This window comes from Rhodococcus sp. P4_C10 (assembly GCF_056402135.1).
In genome coordinates this window covers 205,813-223,527 of sequence record NZ_JBFUHZ010000016.1, presented here as the reverse complement: position 1 = coordinate 223,527, position 17,715 = coordinate 205,813, and the positions used below count along the sequence as shown (strand labels likewise).

General features: G+C 70.2%; 20 protein-coding genes and 1 pseudogene. 7 read left to right on the top strand and 14 right to left on the bottom strand.

What is annotated here, in order from left to right:
- The first annotated feature begins 8 nt into the window (after window positions 1-8).
- Entirely contained in the window at window positions 9-992 is a 984-nt protein-coding gene (gene ccsB / locus AC1DWC_RS13840) for a c-type cytochrome biogenesis protein CcsB (RefSeq protein WP_477908819.1), read from the top strand.
- 169 nt (window positions 993-1,161) lie between these two features.
- A pseudogene (locus AC1DWC_RS13835) lies at window positions 1,162-2,805 on the top strand (NTF2-like N-terminal transpeptidase domain-containing protein); the annotation flags it as partial.
- Between the two features lie 197 nt (window positions 2,806-3,002).
- On the opposite strand, the gene AC1DWC_RS13830 reads toward AC1DWC_RS13835, so the two are convergent.
- From AC1DWC_RS13830 to AC1DWC_RS13820, 3 genes are all read right to left on the bottom strand, one after another.
- Window positions 3,003-4,193 carry a lipid-transfer protein gene (locus tag AC1DWC_RS13830; protein ID WP_477837875.1) on the bottom strand — a complete coding sequence of 397 codons (1,191 nt, stop codon included), beginning with the start codon at window positions 4,191-4,193 and terminating at the stop codon, window positions 3,003-3,005.
- A complete protein-coding gene (locus AC1DWC_RS13825; protein ID WP_477908817.1) occupies window positions 4,190-4,663 on the bottom strand; it encodes a Zn-ribbon domain-containing OB-fold protein in 474 nt (157 codons plus the stop codon). Before AC1DWC_RS13825 ends, AC1DWC_RS13830 begins: the two co-directional genes overlap by 4 nt.
- A 193-nt stretch (window positions 4,664-4,856) precedes the next feature.
- Window positions 4,857-5,075 (bottom strand): BldC family transcriptional regulator, encoded by a 219-nt coding sequence (locus AC1DWC_RS13820; RefSeq protein WP_477641621.1) that lies wholly within the window; start codon window positions 5,073-5,075, stop codon window positions 4,857-4,859.
- Window positions 5,076-5,247: 172 nt separating this feature from the next.
- Here AC1DWC_RS13820 and AC1DWC_RS13815 point away from each other — a divergent pair, with 172 nt between their 5' ends.
- Together AC1DWC_RS13815 and cds1 are read left to right on the top strand one after the other, a co-directional pair.
- Complete coding sequence (locus AC1DWC_RS13815) at window positions 5,248-5,568, top strand: DUF4229 domain-containing protein (protein ID WP_477908814.1); 321 nt, start codon at window positions 5,248-5,250, stop codon at window positions 5,566-5,568.
- On the top strand, window positions 5,565-6,656 hold the full coding sequence (gene cds1 / locus AC1DWC_RS13810) for an L-cysteine desulfhydrase Cds1 (RefSeq protein ID WP_477837871.1): 1,092 nt from the start codon (window positions 5,565-5,567) through the stop codon (window positions 6,654-6,656). The genes AC1DWC_RS13815 and cds1 overlap by 4 nt, the downstream gene beginning before the upstream one ends.
- 65 nt (window positions 6,657-6,721) lie before the next feature.
- Here the strand turns inward: cds1 and AC1DWC_RS13805 are convergent, their stop codons facing one another.
- The 3 genes from AC1DWC_RS13805 to AC1DWC_RS13795 form a co-directional block, all read right to left on the bottom strand.
- Window positions 6,722-8,611 carry an ABC transporter ATP-binding protein gene (locus AC1DWC_RS13805; protein ID WP_477908812.1) on the bottom strand — a complete coding sequence of 630 codons (1,890 nt, stop codon included), beginning with the start codon at window positions 8,609-8,611 and terminating at the stop codon, window positions 6,722-6,724.
- A 108-nt stretch (window positions 8,612-8,719) separates the two neighbouring features.
- On the bottom strand, window positions 8,720-8,854 hold the full coding sequence (locus tag AC1DWC_RS13800) for a hypothetical protein (RefSeq protein WP_477908810.1): 135 nt from the start codon (window positions 8,852-8,854) through the stop codon (window positions 8,720-8,722).
- A 128-nt stretch (window positions 8,855-8,982) separates the two neighbouring features.
- A complete protein-coding gene (locus tag AC1DWC_RS13795; protein WP_477908808.1) occupies window positions 8,983-9,453 on the bottom strand; it encodes a cupin domain-containing protein in 471 nt (156 codons plus the stop codon).
- 243 nt (window positions 9,454-9,696) lie between these two features.
- On the opposite strand from AC1DWC_RS13795, the gene AC1DWC_RS13790 reads away from it, so the two are divergent.
- The gene (locus AC1DWC_RS13790) at window positions 9,697-10,185 is read left to right on the top strand and encodes a DUF8021 domain-containing protein (RefSeq protein WP_477908806.1); all 489 of its coding nucleotides are present in this window, start codon (window positions 9,697-9,699) and stop codon (window positions 10,183-10,185) included.
- A gap of 18 nt (window positions 10,186-10,203) precedes the next feature.
- Here the strand turns inward: AC1DWC_RS13790 and AC1DWC_RS13785 are convergent, their stop codons facing one another.
- Complete coding sequence (locus tag AC1DWC_RS13785) at window positions 10,204-10,521, bottom strand: hypothetical protein (protein ID WP_477837867.1); 318 nt, start codon at window positions 10,519-10,521, stop codon at window positions 10,204-10,206.
- Window positions 10,522-10,639: 118 nt separating this feature from the next.
- On the opposite strand from AC1DWC_RS13785, the gene AC1DWC_RS13780 reads away from it, so the two are divergent.
- Entirely contained in the window at window positions 10,640-10,855 is a 216-nt protein-coding gene (locus AC1DWC_RS13780) for a helix-turn-helix domain-containing protein (RefSeq protein WP_072842656.1), read from the top strand.
- 4 nt (window positions 10,856-10,859) lie between these two features.
- Window positions 10,860-11,444 carry a Clp protease N-terminal domain-containing protein gene (locus AC1DWC_RS13775; RefSeq protein ID WP_477908804.1) on the top strand — a complete coding sequence of 195 codons (585 nt, stop codon included), beginning with the start codon at window positions 10,860-10,862 and terminating at the stop codon, window positions 11,442-11,444.
- Between the two features lie 16 nt (window positions 11,445-11,460).
- Here AC1DWC_RS13775 and AC1DWC_RS13770 read toward each other — a convergent pair whose 3' ends face one another.
- From AC1DWC_RS13770 to AC1DWC_RS13740, 7 genes are all read right to left on the bottom strand, one after another.
- Window positions 11,461-11,766: a hypothetical protein gene (locus tag AC1DWC_RS13770; protein ID WP_477908802.1), complete on the bottom strand. Its 306-nt coding sequence runs from the start codon at window positions 11,764-11,766 to the stop codon at window positions 11,461-11,463.
- A 126-nt stretch (window positions 11,767-11,892) separates the two neighbouring features.
- A complete protein-coding gene (locus AC1DWC_RS13765; RefSeq protein ID WP_477908800.1) occupies window positions 11,893-12,411 on the bottom strand; it encodes a GNAT family N-acetyltransferase in 519 nt (172 codons plus the stop codon).
- An 85-nt stretch (window positions 12,412-12,496) separates the two neighbouring features.
- Window positions 12,497-13,585 carry an ABC transporter ATP-binding protein gene (locus AC1DWC_RS13760; RefSeq protein WP_477908798.1) on the bottom strand — a complete coding sequence of 363 codons (1,089 nt, stop codon included), beginning with the start codon at window positions 13,583-13,585 and terminating at the stop codon, window positions 12,497-12,499.
- Window positions 13,582-14,526 carry an ABC transporter permease gene (locus AC1DWC_RS13755; protein ID WP_477908796.1) on the bottom strand — a complete coding sequence of 315 codons (945 nt, stop codon included), beginning with the start codon at window positions 14,524-14,526 and terminating at the stop codon, window positions 13,582-13,584. The genes AC1DWC_RS13760 and AC1DWC_RS13755 overlap by 4 nt, the downstream gene beginning before the upstream one ends.
- Complete coding sequence (locus AC1DWC_RS13750) at window positions 14,514-15,392, bottom strand: ABC transporter permease (RefSeq protein ID WP_477908794.1); 879 nt, start codon at window positions 15,390-15,392, stop codon at window positions 14,514-14,516. Before AC1DWC_RS13750 ends, AC1DWC_RS13755 begins: the two co-directional genes overlap by 13 nt.
- The gene (locus tag AC1DWC_RS13745; RefSeq protein ID WP_477908792.1) at window positions 15,389-16,525 is read right to left on the bottom strand and encodes an ABC transporter substrate-binding protein; all 1,137 of its coding nucleotides are present in this window, start codon (window positions 16,523-16,525) and stop codon (window positions 15,389-15,391) included. Before AC1DWC_RS13745 ends, AC1DWC_RS13750 begins: the two co-directional genes overlap by 4 nt.
- Window positions 16,526-16,564: 39 nt before the next feature.
- Window positions 16,565-17,692 (bottom strand): TIGR03364 family FAD-dependent oxidoreductase, encoded by a 1,128-nt coding sequence (locus AC1DWC_RS13740; protein ID WP_477908790.1) that lies wholly within the window; start codon window positions 17,690-17,692, stop codon window positions 16,565-16,567.
- Between the last annotated feature and the right edge of the window lie 23 nt (window positions 17,693-17,715).

Sequence of the window (17,715 nt, the reverse complement as noted above, 5' to 3'; positions counted from 1 at the left end):
AGACAACCATGCCGATCAACGAGACGATTGCCCACTACAGCGACTGGGCGTTCGAGTCTGCGTTCGCGATCTACGTGCTCGCCTTCGTGCTGCTGATCGCGCAGTACGCCACGACCCGAGCCGACGTGGTCGCCGAACGGGAGGCTCGCGAGCTGATCGCGGCGGGCGGGGTGCCGGCGCCCGTGGACGCCACGGTGCCCGGCAAGCTCGTCGAGCAGCCGCGCAAGCCGTGGTCCGAGCGGCTCGGCAACATGGCGCTGTCCATCCTGGTCGTCGGGGTCGCGCTGCACGTGGCCTCGATCGTGCTGCGCGGATTCGCGACCGACCGGTTCCCGCTGGGCAACATGTACGAGTTCGTGACGATGGCCACGGCCGCGGCGATGCTCGTCGGCCTGATCGCGCTGCGCGGGCAGGCCTACCGCTCGATGTGGGTGTACGTGCTGGTCGTGGTCATCCCGCTGATGTTCCTCTCCGCCACCGTGCTCTACGCCGACGCCGCCCCCGTCGTCCCGGCGCTGCGCTCGTTCTGGCTGCCGATCCACGTCACCATCGTGGCCACAGGCAGCGGCATCTTCCTGGTCTCGGGCGTCGCCAGCCTGCTGTTCCTGCTGCGGATCCGGCAGCCGAAGGGCGAGGAGACGGCCGGCGTCTGGGGCAAGGTGGCGGCGCAACTGCCCGACGCGCAGACGCTGGACCGGTTGGCCTACAAGACCACGATCATCGCGTTCCCGCTCTTCGGTGCCGGCGTCATCCTCGGCGCGATCTGGGCCGAGGCGGCCTGGGGCCGGTTCTGGGGCTGGGACCCCAAGGAGACCGTGTCCTTCATCGCCTGGGTCATCTATGCCGCATACCTGCATGCCCGGGCCACCTCGGGCTGGCGCGACACGCGCGCCGCGTGGATCAATGTCGCCGGCTTCGTGGCGATGTTGTTCAACCTCTTCATCATCAACATGGTCGTCTCTGGCCTGCATTCGTACGCCGGCCTGAACTGATTTGCCGCGCCGTCCCAACGAAGTCGCAGGTTGCAGCGATCCGGTTACCTGGACGGTCACAGAATGGTTGCGGTGAGCAGAAGGTGCTACACGGAACTGTGTTCCAGTTGTGACCACTTCGGTTGGCGGCCTGCGAGCGGACCGGCCGCACATGCACAATGATCGACTCATGCGCACGGTTCGGGCGAAGCTTCGGGTCTGGAACGGTATCGCGCTGGGTGCGGTGCTGCTGCTGAGTGTGGGCGTGGTCTCAGGGGTGCTGGACAGACCCAAGACCGACGCCGAAACGGTCGTCGCGACCTTCGTCGACGCGCTCAACTCCGGCGACGTGGACACCGCAGCGAGTGTCACCTCGTACCCGGCGGCGGCCAAGGCGACCATGTCGCAGATGTTCGACGCGCTCGAGCCTGAACATGTCGAGTACGACGTCAACCAGGTGATCGACCTCGGCGACGGCTCCGGGATGTTCAACGCGGCCGCGTCGTGGGACCTCGGCAACGGGCGGCACTGGGACTACAACGTCAACGGCTGGGTCCGGCAGCTGTCCATCGGCTGGCGGGTGTCGTGGAACCCGCAGACGCTGGCGCCCGGCCTCGGAAACGGACGCATCCTGCGGTTGGACCGGACGGACGCGGCGGCCCCCAGGGTGTTCGACCTCGTCGGTACGCCGCTGATGACCGAGCAGCGGATCAACGCGGTGAACCTGGACCCGGCCACCATCACGGACCCGGTCCGGACCACCGACATGCTCGCGAAGGCGATCGAACCGGTCGCGCCGCTGATCACCGCGGAGTCGATGCGGCAGGACCTTGCGAAGTCGAACGGCCAGCAGGTCACCGCGGTGAGCCTGCGCGACGCCGACTTCGAGATCCTCGAACCCGACCTGCGGGCGGTACCGGGCGTGGTGATCGTCCAACGCCCCAAGCTCATCACCGTCGACCGCCGGATCGCGACGCCGTTGACGGACTCGCTCAAGAACGTCTGGCAGGCGAACCGCGACGAGACGGCCGGCTGGGCGGTCAACGCCGTGGACCCGGACGGCACCGTCACCCAGCTGACCGGCTACCAGGGCCCGCCCGGGCCGGACATCCGGGCGTCGCTCGACTCACGCCTGCAGCTGGCGGCGGAGGACGCGGTGGTCAGCGTCGGCACGCCGGCCGCGATCGTGGCGCTGCAGCCCTCGTCCGGGGCCGTGATTGCGGCCGCGCAGAACAACCAGGCCAGCGACCTCGGCCCGATCGCGTTCAACGGACTCTTCCCGTCCGGTTCGGCCATCGACCTGGTCCGCACCGCGGCCGGCGCGCAGAACAGCGACCTCGAGCACACCGCCCGGCAGTTGGGGCTGGGGCTGGACGTCGACATCCCGGGTCTGGACCAGCAGACGGCGGCGTTCCCCGGCGGCGGACCGAAGCTGATGCGTGCGGCCACGGACGGCCGCGCCGACGACGAGGTACGGGTCAGCCCGCTCGGGATGGCGCTGGTGGCGTCGTCGATCGCCCGCGGGGCCCCGACGATTCCGGTCATCTCGTCCGGACGGCCGCCGGTGGCCAACCAGGGTGCGGCGCCGCTGCCCCCGGCGGTGACCGAGCAGCTTCGCACGATCATGCGAGACACCGTGCAGCGTGGCGACGCGTCCCAGCTCAAGGGCTACGGCGACCTGATCGGCGCCACCGGCGCGTCCGGCCAGGACCGGTGGTTCTACGGGACGAAGGGCGACCTGGCGTTCGCTGTCTACGTGCAGGACGCGGACGGCGGTGATCAGGCGGTCAAGATGACCGACCGGATGTTCACCGCGGTCGTCGGGCCCGACGACTCGACCCGCCGGACGTGTGGTGTCCGGTCCGAATGCCTTCCACAACAGCACCGCGAGCGTCACCAGCCCGATCAGCGCCAACAGGTAGATCACGACGCACCTCCTTGTCTCGAGCGTAGCCGCCCCAAACGCCTCGGCACCATCAGCCGGAGCCGATGGTGCCGAGACACTGTGGTGCGGGCGCGCGGGCGGGGACGTCAGACGGAGACGATCACCGACGAGCCGTGGCCGAAGAGGCCCTGGTTCGCGGTGATGCCCACTCGGGCGCCCTCGACCTGACGGCCCTCGGCCTGGCCGCGCAGCTGCCAGGTGAGCTCGCAGACCTGCGCGAGCGCCTGCGCCGGGACGGCCTCGCCGAAGCAGGCCAGGCCGCCGGACGGGTTGACCGGGATGCGGCCGCCGATGGTGGTCTCGCCCGCACGCAGCAGGTGCTCGGCCTCGCCGCGCTTGCACAGCGCGAGGTCCTCGATCCAGTCCAGTTCGACCGAGGTGGCGAGGTCGTAGACCTCGGCGACGTCGACGTCCTCCGGCGAGATGCCGGCCTCCTCGTAGGCCGCGTGACCGATGGACTCCTTGAACGTGAGTTCCGGAGCGGGCACCGCCGACGCGGAGTCGGTGGAGAAGTTCGGCATGTCCATGATGGTCTGCGGGAACGTCGGCGTGACGGTGGAGATGGCGCTGATCCGTACCGGCTCGGCGATGCCCATCTTGCGGGCGTACTCCATCGAGGTGAGGATGATCGCCGCGCCGCCGTCGGACGTGGCGCAGATGTCGAGCAGGTGCAGCGGGTTGGACACCACGGGGGAGGCCAGCACGTCCGCGGCCGAGACCTCCTTGCGGTACCGCGCGTTGGGGTTGTTGAGCCCGTGTCGCGCGTTCTTGACCTTGACCGCGGCGAAGTCCTCGGACGTCGCGCCGTACAGGTCGATCCGGCGCCGCGCGTTGAGCGCGAAGTACGCCGGGTTGGTCATGCCCATGAGGCGGAACCGCAGCCAGTCCGGGTCGTCCCAGCGCTCGCCGGCGACCGGGGCCAGGAAGCCCTTCGGGGTGGTGTCGGCACCGACGACCAGGGCGACCTCGCTCAGGCCCGCGAGGATCCGCGCGCGGGCGGTGTCCAGGGCCTGGGCGCCGGTGGCGCACGCCGCGTACGAGGTGGCGACGCGGGCGCCGTTCCAGCCCAGTGCCTGCGCGAAGGTGGCGCCTGCGACGTATCCGCCGTAGCCGTTGCGGACGGTCTCACCGCCGACGATGAAGTCGACGTCCTGCCAGTTCACACCGGAGTCGGCGAGGGCGGCCCGGGCCGCGGCGACGCCGTACTTGACGAACGACTGGCCCCACTTGCCCCAGGGGTGCATCCCCACGCCGAGGATGGCGACGTCGTTGCTCATGCCTGCTCCTCGTTGTTCGTTGCGGCGGCGCTGTTCGTTGCGGCGGTGACGGGCTTCCATCGCCAGATGGTGCGCTCACCGGTCTCGTCGGTGTACAGGGTCTCGACGACCAGGTCGACGGGGTCCCCGACCTTCAGGTCGTCGACGCCGTAGCCCTCGGCCACCTGCCCGAGCACCACGAGGCCCTCGGGCAGCTCGACCGCGGCCAGCGCGAACGGCACGTACGGGTCGGTGACCGGGATGTACGGGGCCGGCGGCTGGTACTGGGCGTCCGTGTAGGACCACACGGTGCCGCGGCGGGAGAGTTCGGTGTCGACGAACTCCTCGCCGGAGCAGGCCGGGTTCTTGCAGAAGGTGGTCTCCCGCGGGAAGGAGATGGTGCCGCAGGACCGGCACTCGGTACCGATCAGGGCCGGCGCCGGCCCGGTGGTGAACCAGCCCTGCACCGCTGGCGTCGCGATGTCGCTCATGCAATCCTCATCTGCTGGTCGGGCCAGTTCGCCGTGGCCGACTCACGCATGACGACGTGACCGGAAACGGCACCGTGCCCGGAAATGAAACGTGTTGCAGTATTACACGAGGTCGCATCGGGTTGCCGAAGATTTCCCACTGACCGGACTCGTCGGGCGGGTTCCGCGGCAGCGGGGCTCGGAGATGTCTGTCTCAGAGATGTCGGGGGGTGGCCTCGGTGGTGAGTGAATCGAGCAGGGCCAGCACCTCGGACTCGCGGAAGCGTCGGTGGCCGCCGGGGGTGCGCAGCGAGCCGAGTCGGCCCGCGTGCGCCCAGCGCGTCACCGTCTTCGGATCGACATGGAACATCGCCGCCACCTGGCCGGGGGTCAGCAGTGAGTCGTTGGCTTGCTGGAATGCGGGAACGCTCATTGAGATCCTTACGGGTCGTGCCGGTGGGTTCAGCGTCATGGTGGCATCGGGACCCCCGGGTACTCGAACCGCCTAATTCGAGTAAAGCGGAGGTAATGGACATAACGGACAGGTCCGGCAACCGGGACGTGCGCGACTGCGCTGCCTGAACGGGGGTCGGTAGCCTGGGAGGGTGACTGACGCATCCCAGAACCCCGCCCCCTCCGCCAAGGGCAAGCTCGCCCGTGACCTGGCTCTCTACACCGTCGCGCGGCTGGGTCTGGTCATCCTGGTCGCGGCGCTCATCGTGGGCGTGAGCAAGCTGGTCGGCGTGGAGGTCCCGCTGCTCGTCGCGGCCATCTTCTCCGTGATCATCGCGCTGCCGCTGTCCCTGGTGCTGTTCGCGAAGCTGCGCACCCGGGTCAACGTGCAGATCGCCGCGGTGGACGAGCAGCGCCGTCGCGACCGCGACGACCTGCGGTCGAAGCTGCGTGGCGACGACGGCATCAAGTGAGCGACACGACGGTCGACCACAGTGCCGCGCGGGACTGGGTGGACAACGCGGTCCGGCTGATCGATGCGGACGCCCAGCGCAGCGCGGACACCCACCTGCTGCGCTACCCGCTGCCGTCGGAGTGGAACGTCGCGCTCTACCTCAAAGACGAGTCAACTCACATCACCGGCAGCCTCAAGCACCGGCTGGCGCGCTCGCTGTTCCTGTACTCGATCTGCAACGGCTGGGTCACCGAGGACACCACGGTGATCGAGGCGTCGTCGGGGTCGACGGCGGTCAGCGAGGCCTACTTCGCCAAGCTGCTCGGCCTGGACTTCGTCGCGGTGATGCCGCGCAGCACGAGTCCGGCGAAGATCGCGCTGATCGAGGCGCAGGGCGGCAGCTGCCACTTCATCGACACCCCGTCGGAGATCTACGCGGAGGCCGGCCGTCTCGCGGCCGAGTGCAACGGGCACTACATGGACCAGTTCACGCACGCCGAGCGGGCCACCGACTGGCGCGGGAACAACAACATCGCCGAGTCGATCTTCCAGCAGATGACGCTCGAGCAGCATCCGGTCCCGGAGTGGGTGGTGGTCGGTGCCGGCACCGGCGGCACCAGCGCGACCATCGGCCGGTACATCAGGTACCGCAGGCACGCGACGCGGCTGCTGGTGGTGGACCCGGAGAACTCGGCATTCATCGGCGGCTACCGGACCGCCAGCGCCGACTTCGAGACCGGGATGCCGTCCCGGATCGAGGGGATCGGCCGTCCGCGCGTCGAGCCGTCGTTCGTGGGCCAGGTGGTGGACCGGATGGTGACGGTGCCCGACGCCGGTTCGATTGCCGCCGCGCGGCACGCCAGCCGGGCGCTGGGCCGCCGGGTCGGCGGTTCCACCGGGACCAACCTGTGGGGCGCGTTCGGGGTGATCGCGCAGATGCTCGCGGACGGACGCAGCGGCAGCGTGGTGACGCTGCTGTGCGACGGCGGCGAGCGGTACGCGGACACCTACTTCGACGACGAGTGGGTGCGCGGTGAGGGCCTGGACCTGACCGGCCCGACGGCGGTCCTCGACACCTTCGTGGCCACCGGGCGCTGGCAGGCCTGACCCGGCCCGTGGCTCGACCGGCCCCCCCCCGCCCCCCACGGCAGCAGGCGGGCGCGGACCCGCGGTCAGCGGGCGGGCACCTGGACCTCGGCGTCGCCGTCCGCGAACTGGGTGCGGTAGAGCTCCTCGTACCGGCCGCGGGCCGCGAGCAGTTCGGTGTGGCTGCCCCGCTCGACCACCCGGCCGTCCTCGACGACCAGGATGAGGTCGGCGGCCCGGATCGTGGAGAGACGGTGCGCGATCACCACCGATGTCCGCCCGGCCAGCGCCTCGGCGAGGGCGGCCTGCACGGCCGCCTCCGAGGTGGAGTCCAGGTGTGCGGTGGCCTCGTCGAGGATCACCACCCGCGGGTGGGCGAGCAGCAGTCGCGCGATGGTCAGGCGCTGGCGTTCGCCGCCGGAGAGCCGGTAGCCACGCTCGCCGACGACGGTGGACAGCCCCTCCGGCAGGGACTCGACGAGATCGGTCAGGCGGGCCCGGCCGAGCACCTCCCACAGCTCCTCGTCGGTGGCCCCGGGCTTGGCCAGCACGAGGTTCGCCCGCACCGACTCGTGGAAGAGGTGGCCGTCCTGGGTGACCATCCCCACCGACTGGCGGATCGACGCCGCGGACAGGTCCCGTACGTCCACCCCGGACAGCCGGACGGCGCCGGAGTCGGTGTCGTAGAGGCGTGGCAGCAGCTGCGCGATCGTCGACTTGCCTGCCCCGGAGGAGCCGACCAGCGCCACCATCTGCCCGGGCTCGACGCGGAACGAGACGTCGTGCAGCACCTGCAGCCCGCCCCGCGTGTCCAGCCCGGCGACCTCCTCGAGGGATGCCAGCGACACCTTGTCCGCCGACGGATAGGCGAAGTCGACGCCGTCGAACTCGACGGCGACCGGGCCGTCGGGCAGCGGCCTCGGGTGCTCGGGCTCGGCGATCAGCGGCGGCAGGTCCAGCACCTCGAAGACCCGCTCGAAGCTGACGAGCGCGCTCATCACGTCGACGCGGGCGCTGGCCAGCGACGTCAGCGGCGCATACAGCCGGGTCAGCAGCAGCGCCAGCGAGACCACCGCACCGGCATCCAGCGTGCCCGCCAGCGCGAACCAGCCGCCCAGGCCGTACACCAGGGCCAGTGCGAGCGCGGAGACCAGCGTCAGGGCCGTCACGAACGCGGACTGCGTCATCGCGGTGCGGACGCCGATGTCGCGGACCCGCCGGGCCCGCAGCTCGAACTGGGCGGACTCGTCGGCAGGCCGGCCGAACAGCTTGACCAGCGTGGCGCCCGGTGCGGAGAAGCGCTCGGTCATCTGGGTGCTCATCGAGGCGTTCAGGTTGGCGGCCTCACGCTGCATCCCGGCCATCCGCCGGCCGATCCGCCGCGCGGGCAGCACGAACACCGGCAGCAGCAGCAGCGAGAGCAGGGTGATCTGCCAGGAGATCCCGAGCATCACCACCAGCGTCAGGGTCAGCGTCACCAGGTTCGCGACCACTCCGGAGAGGGTGTTGCTGAAGGCCCGCTGGGCGCCGATGACGTCGTTGTTGAGCCGGCTGACCAGCGCGCCGGTGCGGGTGCGGGTGAAGAACGCGATCGGCATCTTCTGGACGTGGTCGAAGACGGCCGTCCGCAGGTCCAGGATCAGGCCCTCGCCGATGCTCGACGAGAGGAACCGGTTGTAGAGCCCCAGCGCGGCCTCGACGATCGCGATCACCGCGATCAGCAGCGCGAGCCGCACCACGACGCCGGTGTCGGAGCCGGAGACGATGGCGTCGACGACGCGGCCGGCCAGCACCGGGGTGGCGACCGCCAGCGCCGCGGTCGCGACGCTGATCACGAGGAACAGCACCAGCCGACGTCGGTGCGGCCGCGCGAATCCGAGGATCCGGCGCAGCGTCGCGCGGGAGAAGGGACGTTTTTCGTCCTGTGCGGTCATCATCTGGTGCATCGAGGACCAGGCAACCGATTCCATGCTCATGGGGGGTGGACCTCTCGGTGTTCGTTGTTGACCGGTGCAACGCTACGAGGGGGGTGTGACATCCCGTTCCACGCCTCGCCTGCCCGACGGTAGGACCTCAAGTGCACTTCAGGTCAAATCCGCCGCGCACTCGACCCCGCGCGGCCCGGCGACGAAGGCCCGGATGCCGCCGGCCGTCAGCTCCGGCTCCTCGAAGTTGGGCCGGCGGGTGTGCTCTAGCCGGCGCCGTAGGTCGTCGAGCACGTCCGGAGCACGTCGATGGTGAGGGAGGTCGTTCCATGGTCCTCCGTCGGGGACGATTCGTGGTCTCCGACGGAGGACAGGAGCGATCGCGGACAGTCGCGGTCCGCAATCGGAGGTGCTGCGTCGGGTCAGGGGCAGTGGGCCGGCGCGTCCTGCGAGAAGGGTTCGCCGTCGGGCAGCGCGTAGGTCACCAGCAGCACGACGGGCGTGGTGCCGAGGTTGCGCCCGACGTGGTCGCCGGTGGGTTCCTCGGTGACCCAGTACCCCGCGGGCGACGCCTGCTGCGAGCAGTCGGCGAACACCCGGGTGAGCGTCCCCTCGGCGACCAGTCCCTGGACGTGGCCGCGGTGGTGGTGCCATCCGGTACTGCCGCCGGGCGCGATCACGATCCGCCGCAGCGTCGTCGACACCTGTTCGGGCACCGCGGGGTGGCCGGCCGGCGGCCCGGGCAGCCAGGACCCGGGGATCTCGAGCTGGGTGAGGGTCTCGGCGGTGACCCCCTGCGACGGCGTCGCGTGTGCGGGGGCGGCGGCGCCGAGTAGGGCCGAGGCGAGGGCGGCGGGGGCGGCGAGCTTGGCAAACGTGGTCACGGCAGGCATGTCCGGGTCCGTTCGGTCCGGAGATCCTCGGGGCGCCGCGGGTCGCGGCCCCTGGGCGAGGCGCTCTCCCCCTCGATGGTGACGCAGAGGCGGGCGCTCGCGCCGTCGAATGCCCCAGAACGTCCGGCACGAAGTGGAGCGGCACGCCGCGGAGCCGACTCGGCGTTCCTGGCTCGACCGCGTCCCCTTCGGCTGGTCGACCGAACGTCGGACCGCGCGGGTGGCGCTCACTAGGATCGCGGCATGCGCACCCGCCGAGTTCTCACCCTGTCCGTCACGGCCGCCGTCGTCGCCCTGGTCGCCGCCGGGCGGACCTCCGGCCGCGTGGCCGGAGGCCCCGCGATCTCCGCGGACCCGTCACGCACCGACTCCGACCGGGAGGCGGTGGCCCGCGCCTACATCGACGCGCTGATCTCCCACGACTCGAGCGCCGTCCGGTTCGCTCCCCGCGCCACCCGCGTCGAGGCGGGCCTCAAGACCGGGTTCTCCGGCTCGCAGATGACGTGGGACCTCGCGCACGGCCCGCAGTACCGGGTCATCCAGGGCATCCGGGACCTCGAGATGTCCGAGTCCGGGGACGTGGTGTCGACCCGCTACCTGCTCGACGCGGGGATCGCCGGCGCCCGGCTGATGACCGTCGAGATCGTCGAGACCTTCGAGGTCCGGGACGGCTCGATCCACGCGATCGTCGCGCGCATCACCCCGAAGTCTCTCGGCAACTCGGGCTCGTAGGACGGGCCCGGGGCGGCGTCAGCCCTTGCTGACCAGCTGCGCGACGAGTGCGGTACCGACGGCGACGGCGCCGACGGACGGCCAGGCGCCGATCTTCTTCGCCAGCGGGTGGGACGCGCCGAACGCCCCGACGTAGGTGCCCAGCAGAGCCGCCCCGCGGGCCGCGCCCGAGGTCCGCACCCAGTTGGTGGTGCACACGGCGCCGACGACGGCGAGGACCGCGCCGCCGAGTTGCCGGTTCTCGGTCTGCCGGGCCACGGCGTAGCCGCCGACGAGTCCCGCCGCGGCAAGCGCGGAGGTGGCGGTCTTGGGCAGGGTGGCGTCGAACACGGACATCGGCTGGGCTCCTCGGGGTAGGTCGGGTGGGCTGGACACCACCGTAGCCGCGGTCCCGGCCGACCCCGATCTGTCAACCTCTCTTGACGCCCCCATGTTGTCAATCTAAATTGACAACATGACCGAGGCAACGTCACTCGCGGCGGCGGCAGGCAGTCCCGACCCGAAGGTCGGGCTCCGGGCCGTCCTTGCCCTTCGCCGACTGCTCGAACGGCTCGAGGCCATCCAGGTCCAGAACGCCCGCGACCAGGGCTGGTCCTGGCAGGCCATCGCGGAGTCGCTCGAGGTCAGCAGGCAGGCGGTCCACCAGAAGCACAACCGGAGAGGGCGGTAGTCCCATGTTCGAACGGTTCACGACGCAGGCCCGCGAGGCCGTGATCGACGCGCAGGCCGAGGCCAAAGCGCTGAAGGCGCCCCGGATCGAGGTCGTGCACCTCCTGCTCGGCGTGCTGGTCGGCGCCGCGGGCACTCCGCTCGGGGCGGTCCTCTCCGACGCCGGACTCACGATCGCGGACACCCGCGCGGAGGTCGCGCGCCGACGCGGCGGGCAGGCCCTCGGTGAGGAGGACGCGGCGGCGCTGCGGTCGATCGGCATCGACCTCGACGCGGTGCGGGAGAGCCTCGACGCCACCTTCGGCGAGGACGCGCTCGACCGCGCGGAGTCGGCGGAGACCACGGAGCGGCGCGGCTGGTTCGGGCTGAAGGGGACCGGGCACATCCCGTTCACCCCGGGTGCGAAGAAGGCGATCGAGCTGTCACTGCGAGAGGCGTTGGCCCGCAAGGACGGTCACATCGGCGCCGAGCACCTGCTGCTGGGCGTCGTCCGTGGGGGCGACGACGACGCGGCCGCGGTGGTCGCCCGACACCTGACACCCGCCGAGCTGCGGGGCCGGATACTCGCGCTGCTCGACCGCGCGGCCTAGGACCGGGCCCGCCCGGTCAGAAGGCGCCCGCGGCCTCGACGCCGGCGAGGAACTCCAGGGACGGCGGCATCTGGGCGCCGGCCTTCTTGGTGACGGTGGCGATCTTCGGGTTGTCGTCGAAGAAGTCCTGGAAGGCCTCGACGGAGTCCCATTCGTCGATCGCGACGAGTTCGCCGATGCCCTCCGCGAACCGGTGGTGCAGGGCGCCGCTCTTCTTGGCCTCGGTGCCGATTTCTTCGAGCAGTGCCGCGTTGTCGGCGAGGGTCTTCTTGGCCGTCGACATGTCCGCAACGAGGAATCGCACGATGACGAGTGTGCTCATGATGGGCTCCTTGCCCTCGGTGATCACACGCCCGGACTCCCGTGCGCTCGAACTCCGGTGCCGGACGACCCTCCCAGTATTACGCGCCCGCGCCGGTCGGTACCACCTGGGGCAATCCCGGCCCGCCTACCCGGTGCCGCCGGCCGCGCGCCGCATGGTGACCCGCGGCCAGGCGTCGAGACCGTGCGCGCGCTCGTGCCCGCGGATCGACCGCAACCCGGCCGGCAACGTCTCCGCCGCCATCGCCCGGAACCCGAGTCGGTGGTAGTACGGCGCATTCCAGGGGACGTCGACGAAGGTGGTCAGGGTCAGCCACGCCAGCCCGTGCCCGGCCGCCCAGCGGTCCACCTCGTCGATCAGGGCCGAGCCGATCCGGTGCCCGGCCGCCGCGGGGTGCACCGTGACCTGCTCGAGATGGGCCCCGCCGTCGACCTCCAGGGCCAGCGCGTAGCCGACGGGGCGGTCCGTGGCGTCGACCGCGACCCAGGCCCGGCCGTCGACCTGGTACGCCGCCAGTTCCTCGACGGTCGGGGGTGCGTCGTCGGCCACGGCGTCCATGCCGAGCGCGCGGAAGGCCTCACCGGCCGCCACCTCGATTGCGGGCAGCAGGGCGAGGTCACTGTCGGTTGCAGGACGGATCAGCATGTGTGGCGCCACCTCTCGGCTGCTCGTCCTGCTGTCGTCGGTCGGCAGGCGCAGTATCCGACTCGAGTATGGCAGCGACGGTCGACTAGCTCACAGCCACGAGTTCGGGTGTGGCGACGGCATTCCCCGCGGCGTCTTCCCTCAGCGCCGGCCGCCTGCGCAGGTGAATGTCGACCCGTTGACCTACCGGGGTTGCCATGGCCAGGTGGGACGGCAGGTCGATCCGCACCGGGTGCTCGCCGACGCCGGTTCGGACGGTGACGCGCGTGGTCGACCCCATGAACAGATGCCCCACCACCTCACCCGCTCCGGAGGCGCTGGGTTCGCAGCTCAATGCCTCCGGCCGGACGAACAACTTGTCTGGCGACTGCGACCGCCGCGGCTGCCACACGCTCGGAATCGGCGCGCCGCGAGGAATCTCCAGAACATTGGTGGTCCCCACGAAGGTGGCGACGAACTCGGTGGCGGGATCGTTGTACAGCGTTGTGGGGGTCGCGATCTGCTCGATCCGGCCGGCGCGCATCACGGCCACTCGGTCGGCCATCGCCAGTGCTTCCTCCTGGTCGTGGGTCACGAACAGCACAGTCACCCCCAGTCGGAGCTGGATCTGCCGGATTTCTTCGCGAAGCGAAGCCCGCACCTGGGCGTCCAGGGCCGAGAGAGGCTCGTCCAGCAGCAGGATTCCCGGGCTCGTGGCCAGTGCCCGCGCCAGCGCCACCCGCTGCTGTTGTCCGCCGGAGAGCTGGGCTGGGTACCGGTCGTCGAAGCCGCGCATGCCGATGACGTCGAGCAACTCGCGTACCCGTGCGGTTCTCTCGGCACGCGGTGCCTTCCGCAGCGCGAGCCCGTACGCGATGTTCTGTGCGACGGTCAGGTGTGGGAACAGGCTGTAGGACTGGAACACCATCCCGACGCCGCGGCGGTGCGCGGGCACGTCGGTCACCGGCGCACCGGCGATCTTCACGATTCCGGTGGTCGCCGTCTCGAACCCGCCGAGGATGCGCAGCGCGGTGGTCTTCCCGCATCCCGATGGGCCGAGCAGTGCGACGAACTCGCCCGGCTCGATCCGCAGGTCGAGGCTGTCGAGGACGGTGTTGTCTCCGAACTTCTTGGTGACGCCGACGTATTCGACCTCGGCGCCGGCCCCGTGGTGTGGGCTGAAGTGGTTTCTCACGGGTGTACCTTCCTGGCCTTGGTGGCACGGGTGGCGCTGAGCATGACGACGATCATCAGGGCCCAGCTGAGCAGGGTGACGAGCAGCGACAGCGAGATGGAGCTGCGGAAGTTGTTGCCGGCCAGCGTCAGTAGCTCGACGGACAGTGTGTGGTAGCCCAGGGTGGCGGAGACGGTGTACTCCGCCATCCCGGCGGACAGCCCGAAGAACAGGCAGAACCACAGCGCCGGAACGATGTTCGGCAGCAGGACGGTGACCATGGCGGTCCGGGTCGGGGCGCCGAGGCTACGTGCGCCCTCCATCAGGGTGCGCAGCGGGACGGCGGTCAACGCGGCGTCGAGGACCCGATAGGTGAAGGGCAGCAGCATCACGATGTAGGTGCCGACCAGAACGATCGGGAAACTCGGGTGCTGGAGGAACTGGCTGACGGCGGCCGGGGCCGACCCGCGTCCGAAGCTCGAGCCGTACTTGAGCGTTGCCGTGATTCCGGCAACCAGCGCGATCCCCGGGATCACCAGCGGCAGCGTGCAGATCACCTCGACGAGGGCGCGAAACCGCGGTGCCCGCAGGTGGACGTAGACCATCGTCGGTACCAGCAGCCCGACCAGGCCCGCGACCGAGACCAGTGCCAGCCCGACGGAGAACACCAGCGCCGTCATCACCCCGTTCGAGGAGAACGCGTCGAGGTACGCGGCGAACGTCCAGCCCCGGTTCGGCAACCACACGCTGTACTGCAGCGAGGCGATCATCGGCACCGCGAAGTAGAGCGCGACGACGGCGATCAGTCCCCACGCCGCCGCCCGCGGTACCCGCACGATCCGCGGTAACCGAGGCAGCCGTGGCCGGCGTGAGGCCGTGGCGTCCGGCACCGGCCGTGCGACCGGGGGTACCACATCGGCGTCGAGGAGGCTCGGGGCCGGCCGCTCGTCTACGACAGCCATGCCCGGCTCCTTCGTTGCAGCGGCAGGTACGCCAGCAGCGTCACCGCCGCGATGAGCACCAGGTTCACGCTCATGGCCATCGCCACGTTCTCGAGGCCCGCGGCGTTGCCGCCGGACAGGGCGCCGGCGATCTTGAGGGTGATCAGCGAGAAGCCCGCGCCCCCGACCAGGGCCGCAGCCGAGACGTGGGTGGCCAGCGAGGCGCCGAAGAGCAGCACGAAGCCACTGGTCACCGCCGGCAGCACGATCGGGACGCCCACGGTGCGCCAGAACTGCCGTGGCGTCGCGCCCAGGGCGGCGGCCGCGTCCTTCCACTCCTGGCGCAGCGCGGCCATGGTCGGGTAGCTGACCATGACCATCGTCGGGATCAGGAAGTACTGGTACATCAGCACCAGTCCGGCCGCGCTGTACAGGCTGAAGGAGGTCTCGTTCAGGTTGAACAGACTGGTGAGCACCCCGGTGCTGCCCAGCACGACGATGAACGAGAATGCCAGGCTGACCCCGCCGGAGTTGGCGAGCACGCTCGAGAGCACCGTGGTGACCTTCTGCAGGCGTTCGGAGCCGGTGTACACGATCGCCTGGGTGAGCAGGACGCCGAGGACGGTGGCGATGGTAGCGGCAATCAGGCTGACACCGAGGCTGGTGAGCATTGCGTCACCCGCCGAGCCGGTGAAGCTGGCCCGGAAGTTGTCCAGCGAGAACACCTTCGACCGTGGGTTGTCGGGGTCGGTGATCAGGAAGGCCGAGACGACAAGGCCGACGAGGGGCAGCCCCAGGAAGACAGCGGTGAAGGCGAGGAAGGGGATCAGGCCCGAGATCCCCTGCAGTGCGGCCGGCAGCCGGCCCACCCGAGGCTGCGGACTCATCTGTTGACCGTCTCGTCCCAGTTGGCGTTCAGGGTCTTCTTGGCGGCCTCCCGCTGGGCTGCGGAGGCCAGCGTCGCGGCACCGGTGACCGGCGGCAGCGCCGCCTCGGCGGTCGGGTCCAGGGTGCCCGACGCCCGCATCTCCTCCATCCGGGCCGGACGGGTCTTGCCGGCGAGGAAGATGTTCTGGCCCTCGTCGCTGAAGATGTACTCCATCCAGAGCCTCGCGGCAGCCGGGTTCGGGGCGTCGGCGTTGATCGAGGCCGCGTAGTACTCCGACCACAGGGCATCGGTGGGTACGTGTACCTCGAACGGGATGCCGGCGGACCTCAGTTCTTCCGCGGAGGCGATGTTCGTGTAGTCCCATGCCACCACGATCGGGGTCTCGCCTCGCTCGATGGTGCCGGTGTTCGGCGTCACCGGGGCCTGGTTGCCGTTGCGCACGAGCGAGCCGATGAACTCGATGCCGGGGGTGATGTCGTCGAGGGAACCGCCGTTGGCCAGCGACATCGCCCAGACTGCGTTGAACTGCATGTTCCCGGTCTGTGGGTCCTCCAGTGCCGCCACCTGGCCCCGGTACTGCGGGTCGGCGAGTGCGGCGAAGGAGGTCGGGCAGGTACGCACCCGGGAGGCGTCGCAGCCGATGCTCATGTAGCCGCCGTACTGGCTCGTCCACTGCCGGTCCTGCTGGTGCAGGGCGGCCGGCAGTCGAGCTGCGCCGACGGGGGTGTAGGAGGCCAGCAGGCCCTTGGCGGCGGCGGCGTCGGCGAACGGGATGCCGGTGTCGAGGTAGTCCAGCGAGCGGTCCTGGCCTATGCGTTGTTCGATCGCGTTGACCTGGTCCTGGCTGGTGCCCTGCGAGGTGTCGTTGACGACCTCGATGCCGTACTTCGCCGAGAACGCGTCGAGCAGTTCGCCGTAGTTGGCCCAGGTCGGGTACAGCCCCATCACATTCAACTTGCCCTCGGCCTGGGCAGCCTCGATCAGGGCGTCCATGCCGCCACCGGCCGCCGCGGACTCGGCGGTGCGCCATCCGTCCGAGGACGTGTCACCGGTGGCGGAACAACCGGTCAGGGACAGGGTCACGGCCGCGGCGAGCGCGACGAGGACCGATCTCGAATTGGGACGCTTCATAGTGCTTTCTCTCGTCTGCGAAGGTTGTGGGCGTGGTGTTCAGCGGGCCGCGGCAGGTGTGAGCGCGGCCTCGAGCACGTGCTCTGCGAGCCCGAACGCGGTGGTCATGCCGGTGCCGTTGGTGACGCTGACGTAGCGGACCCGAGGCGTGGGCTCGGCGATCAGGAAGTCGACCTGCGTGGACGAGGCGTACTCGCCGGTCCAACGTCGGCGCACGGTCAGGTCCGTGCCCAGCAGCTGCCGGAACTCGCGCAGCAGCACGTCGTCGATGGCCTCGTCGCGGAACGGGTCGTGGGTGTGTCCGTAGACGTGGGTGTCGCCGACGACGAGCCGGCCGTTGGGGCGTTGTGACATCTTGAGGTTCACCAGGAGTTCGAACAGGTCGGGTGTTGTCCGTTCGATTCGGGCCCGGACCTCCTGTGCCGCAGCACATCCGCTCAGTCCCTTGTAGCGCAGCACGGACAGCCCGGTGAGCAGCACAGGGTCGAAGTGCGAGCCTGCCGGGCAGTCGAGTTCGAGCATGTGCAGGGAGCAGCGCTGCAGGTCGATCTCTTCGGCCGTGCTCGGGCTGAGCATGTCGGTGTCGTGTCCGACGGCAACCACGATCTCGGTGGCCCGGATCTCGCCCCTGCTGGTGTACACCACACCCTCGTCAAGGCCGGTGACGTTGGTCCGGAATTGGAACTCGACACCTTCCTCGGACAGGTAGCGGGCCAGCGCGGGGATGGCCTCGGGGGAGCTGACCCGGACGTCCTCGGTGAACAGGGCGCCGCCCCGCAATGCCGGGTCCTTGATCGAGGCATGCCGTGAAACCGCGTCGCGGTCCAGCAGCGCGACGTCTCCGTCGCGCTGGGATGCGAACTCCCGCAACAGTTCCACCTCGTCGTCCGCCCGGGCCACCACCAGCGTGCCCAGCTCGCCGACCCAGAACCCCGCGCGGGCACCGAAGTTCAGCCAGTGCCTGCGCCCGGCCTTCGCGTACGCGAGGCCCTCCCCGCTCTGCGCGGTGATGCCGACGTGCCCGAAATTCCGGACCGACGCGCCCACCGGACGGTCGTGACGCTCGACGACCACGACGCGGAGCCCCCGGTCCAGGGCGAGGGCCGCATGGGCGAGGCCGACGATGCCCGACCCGACCACCGCCAGGTCGAACTGATCTTGTGACATTGATCGAGACATGACGATTCCGT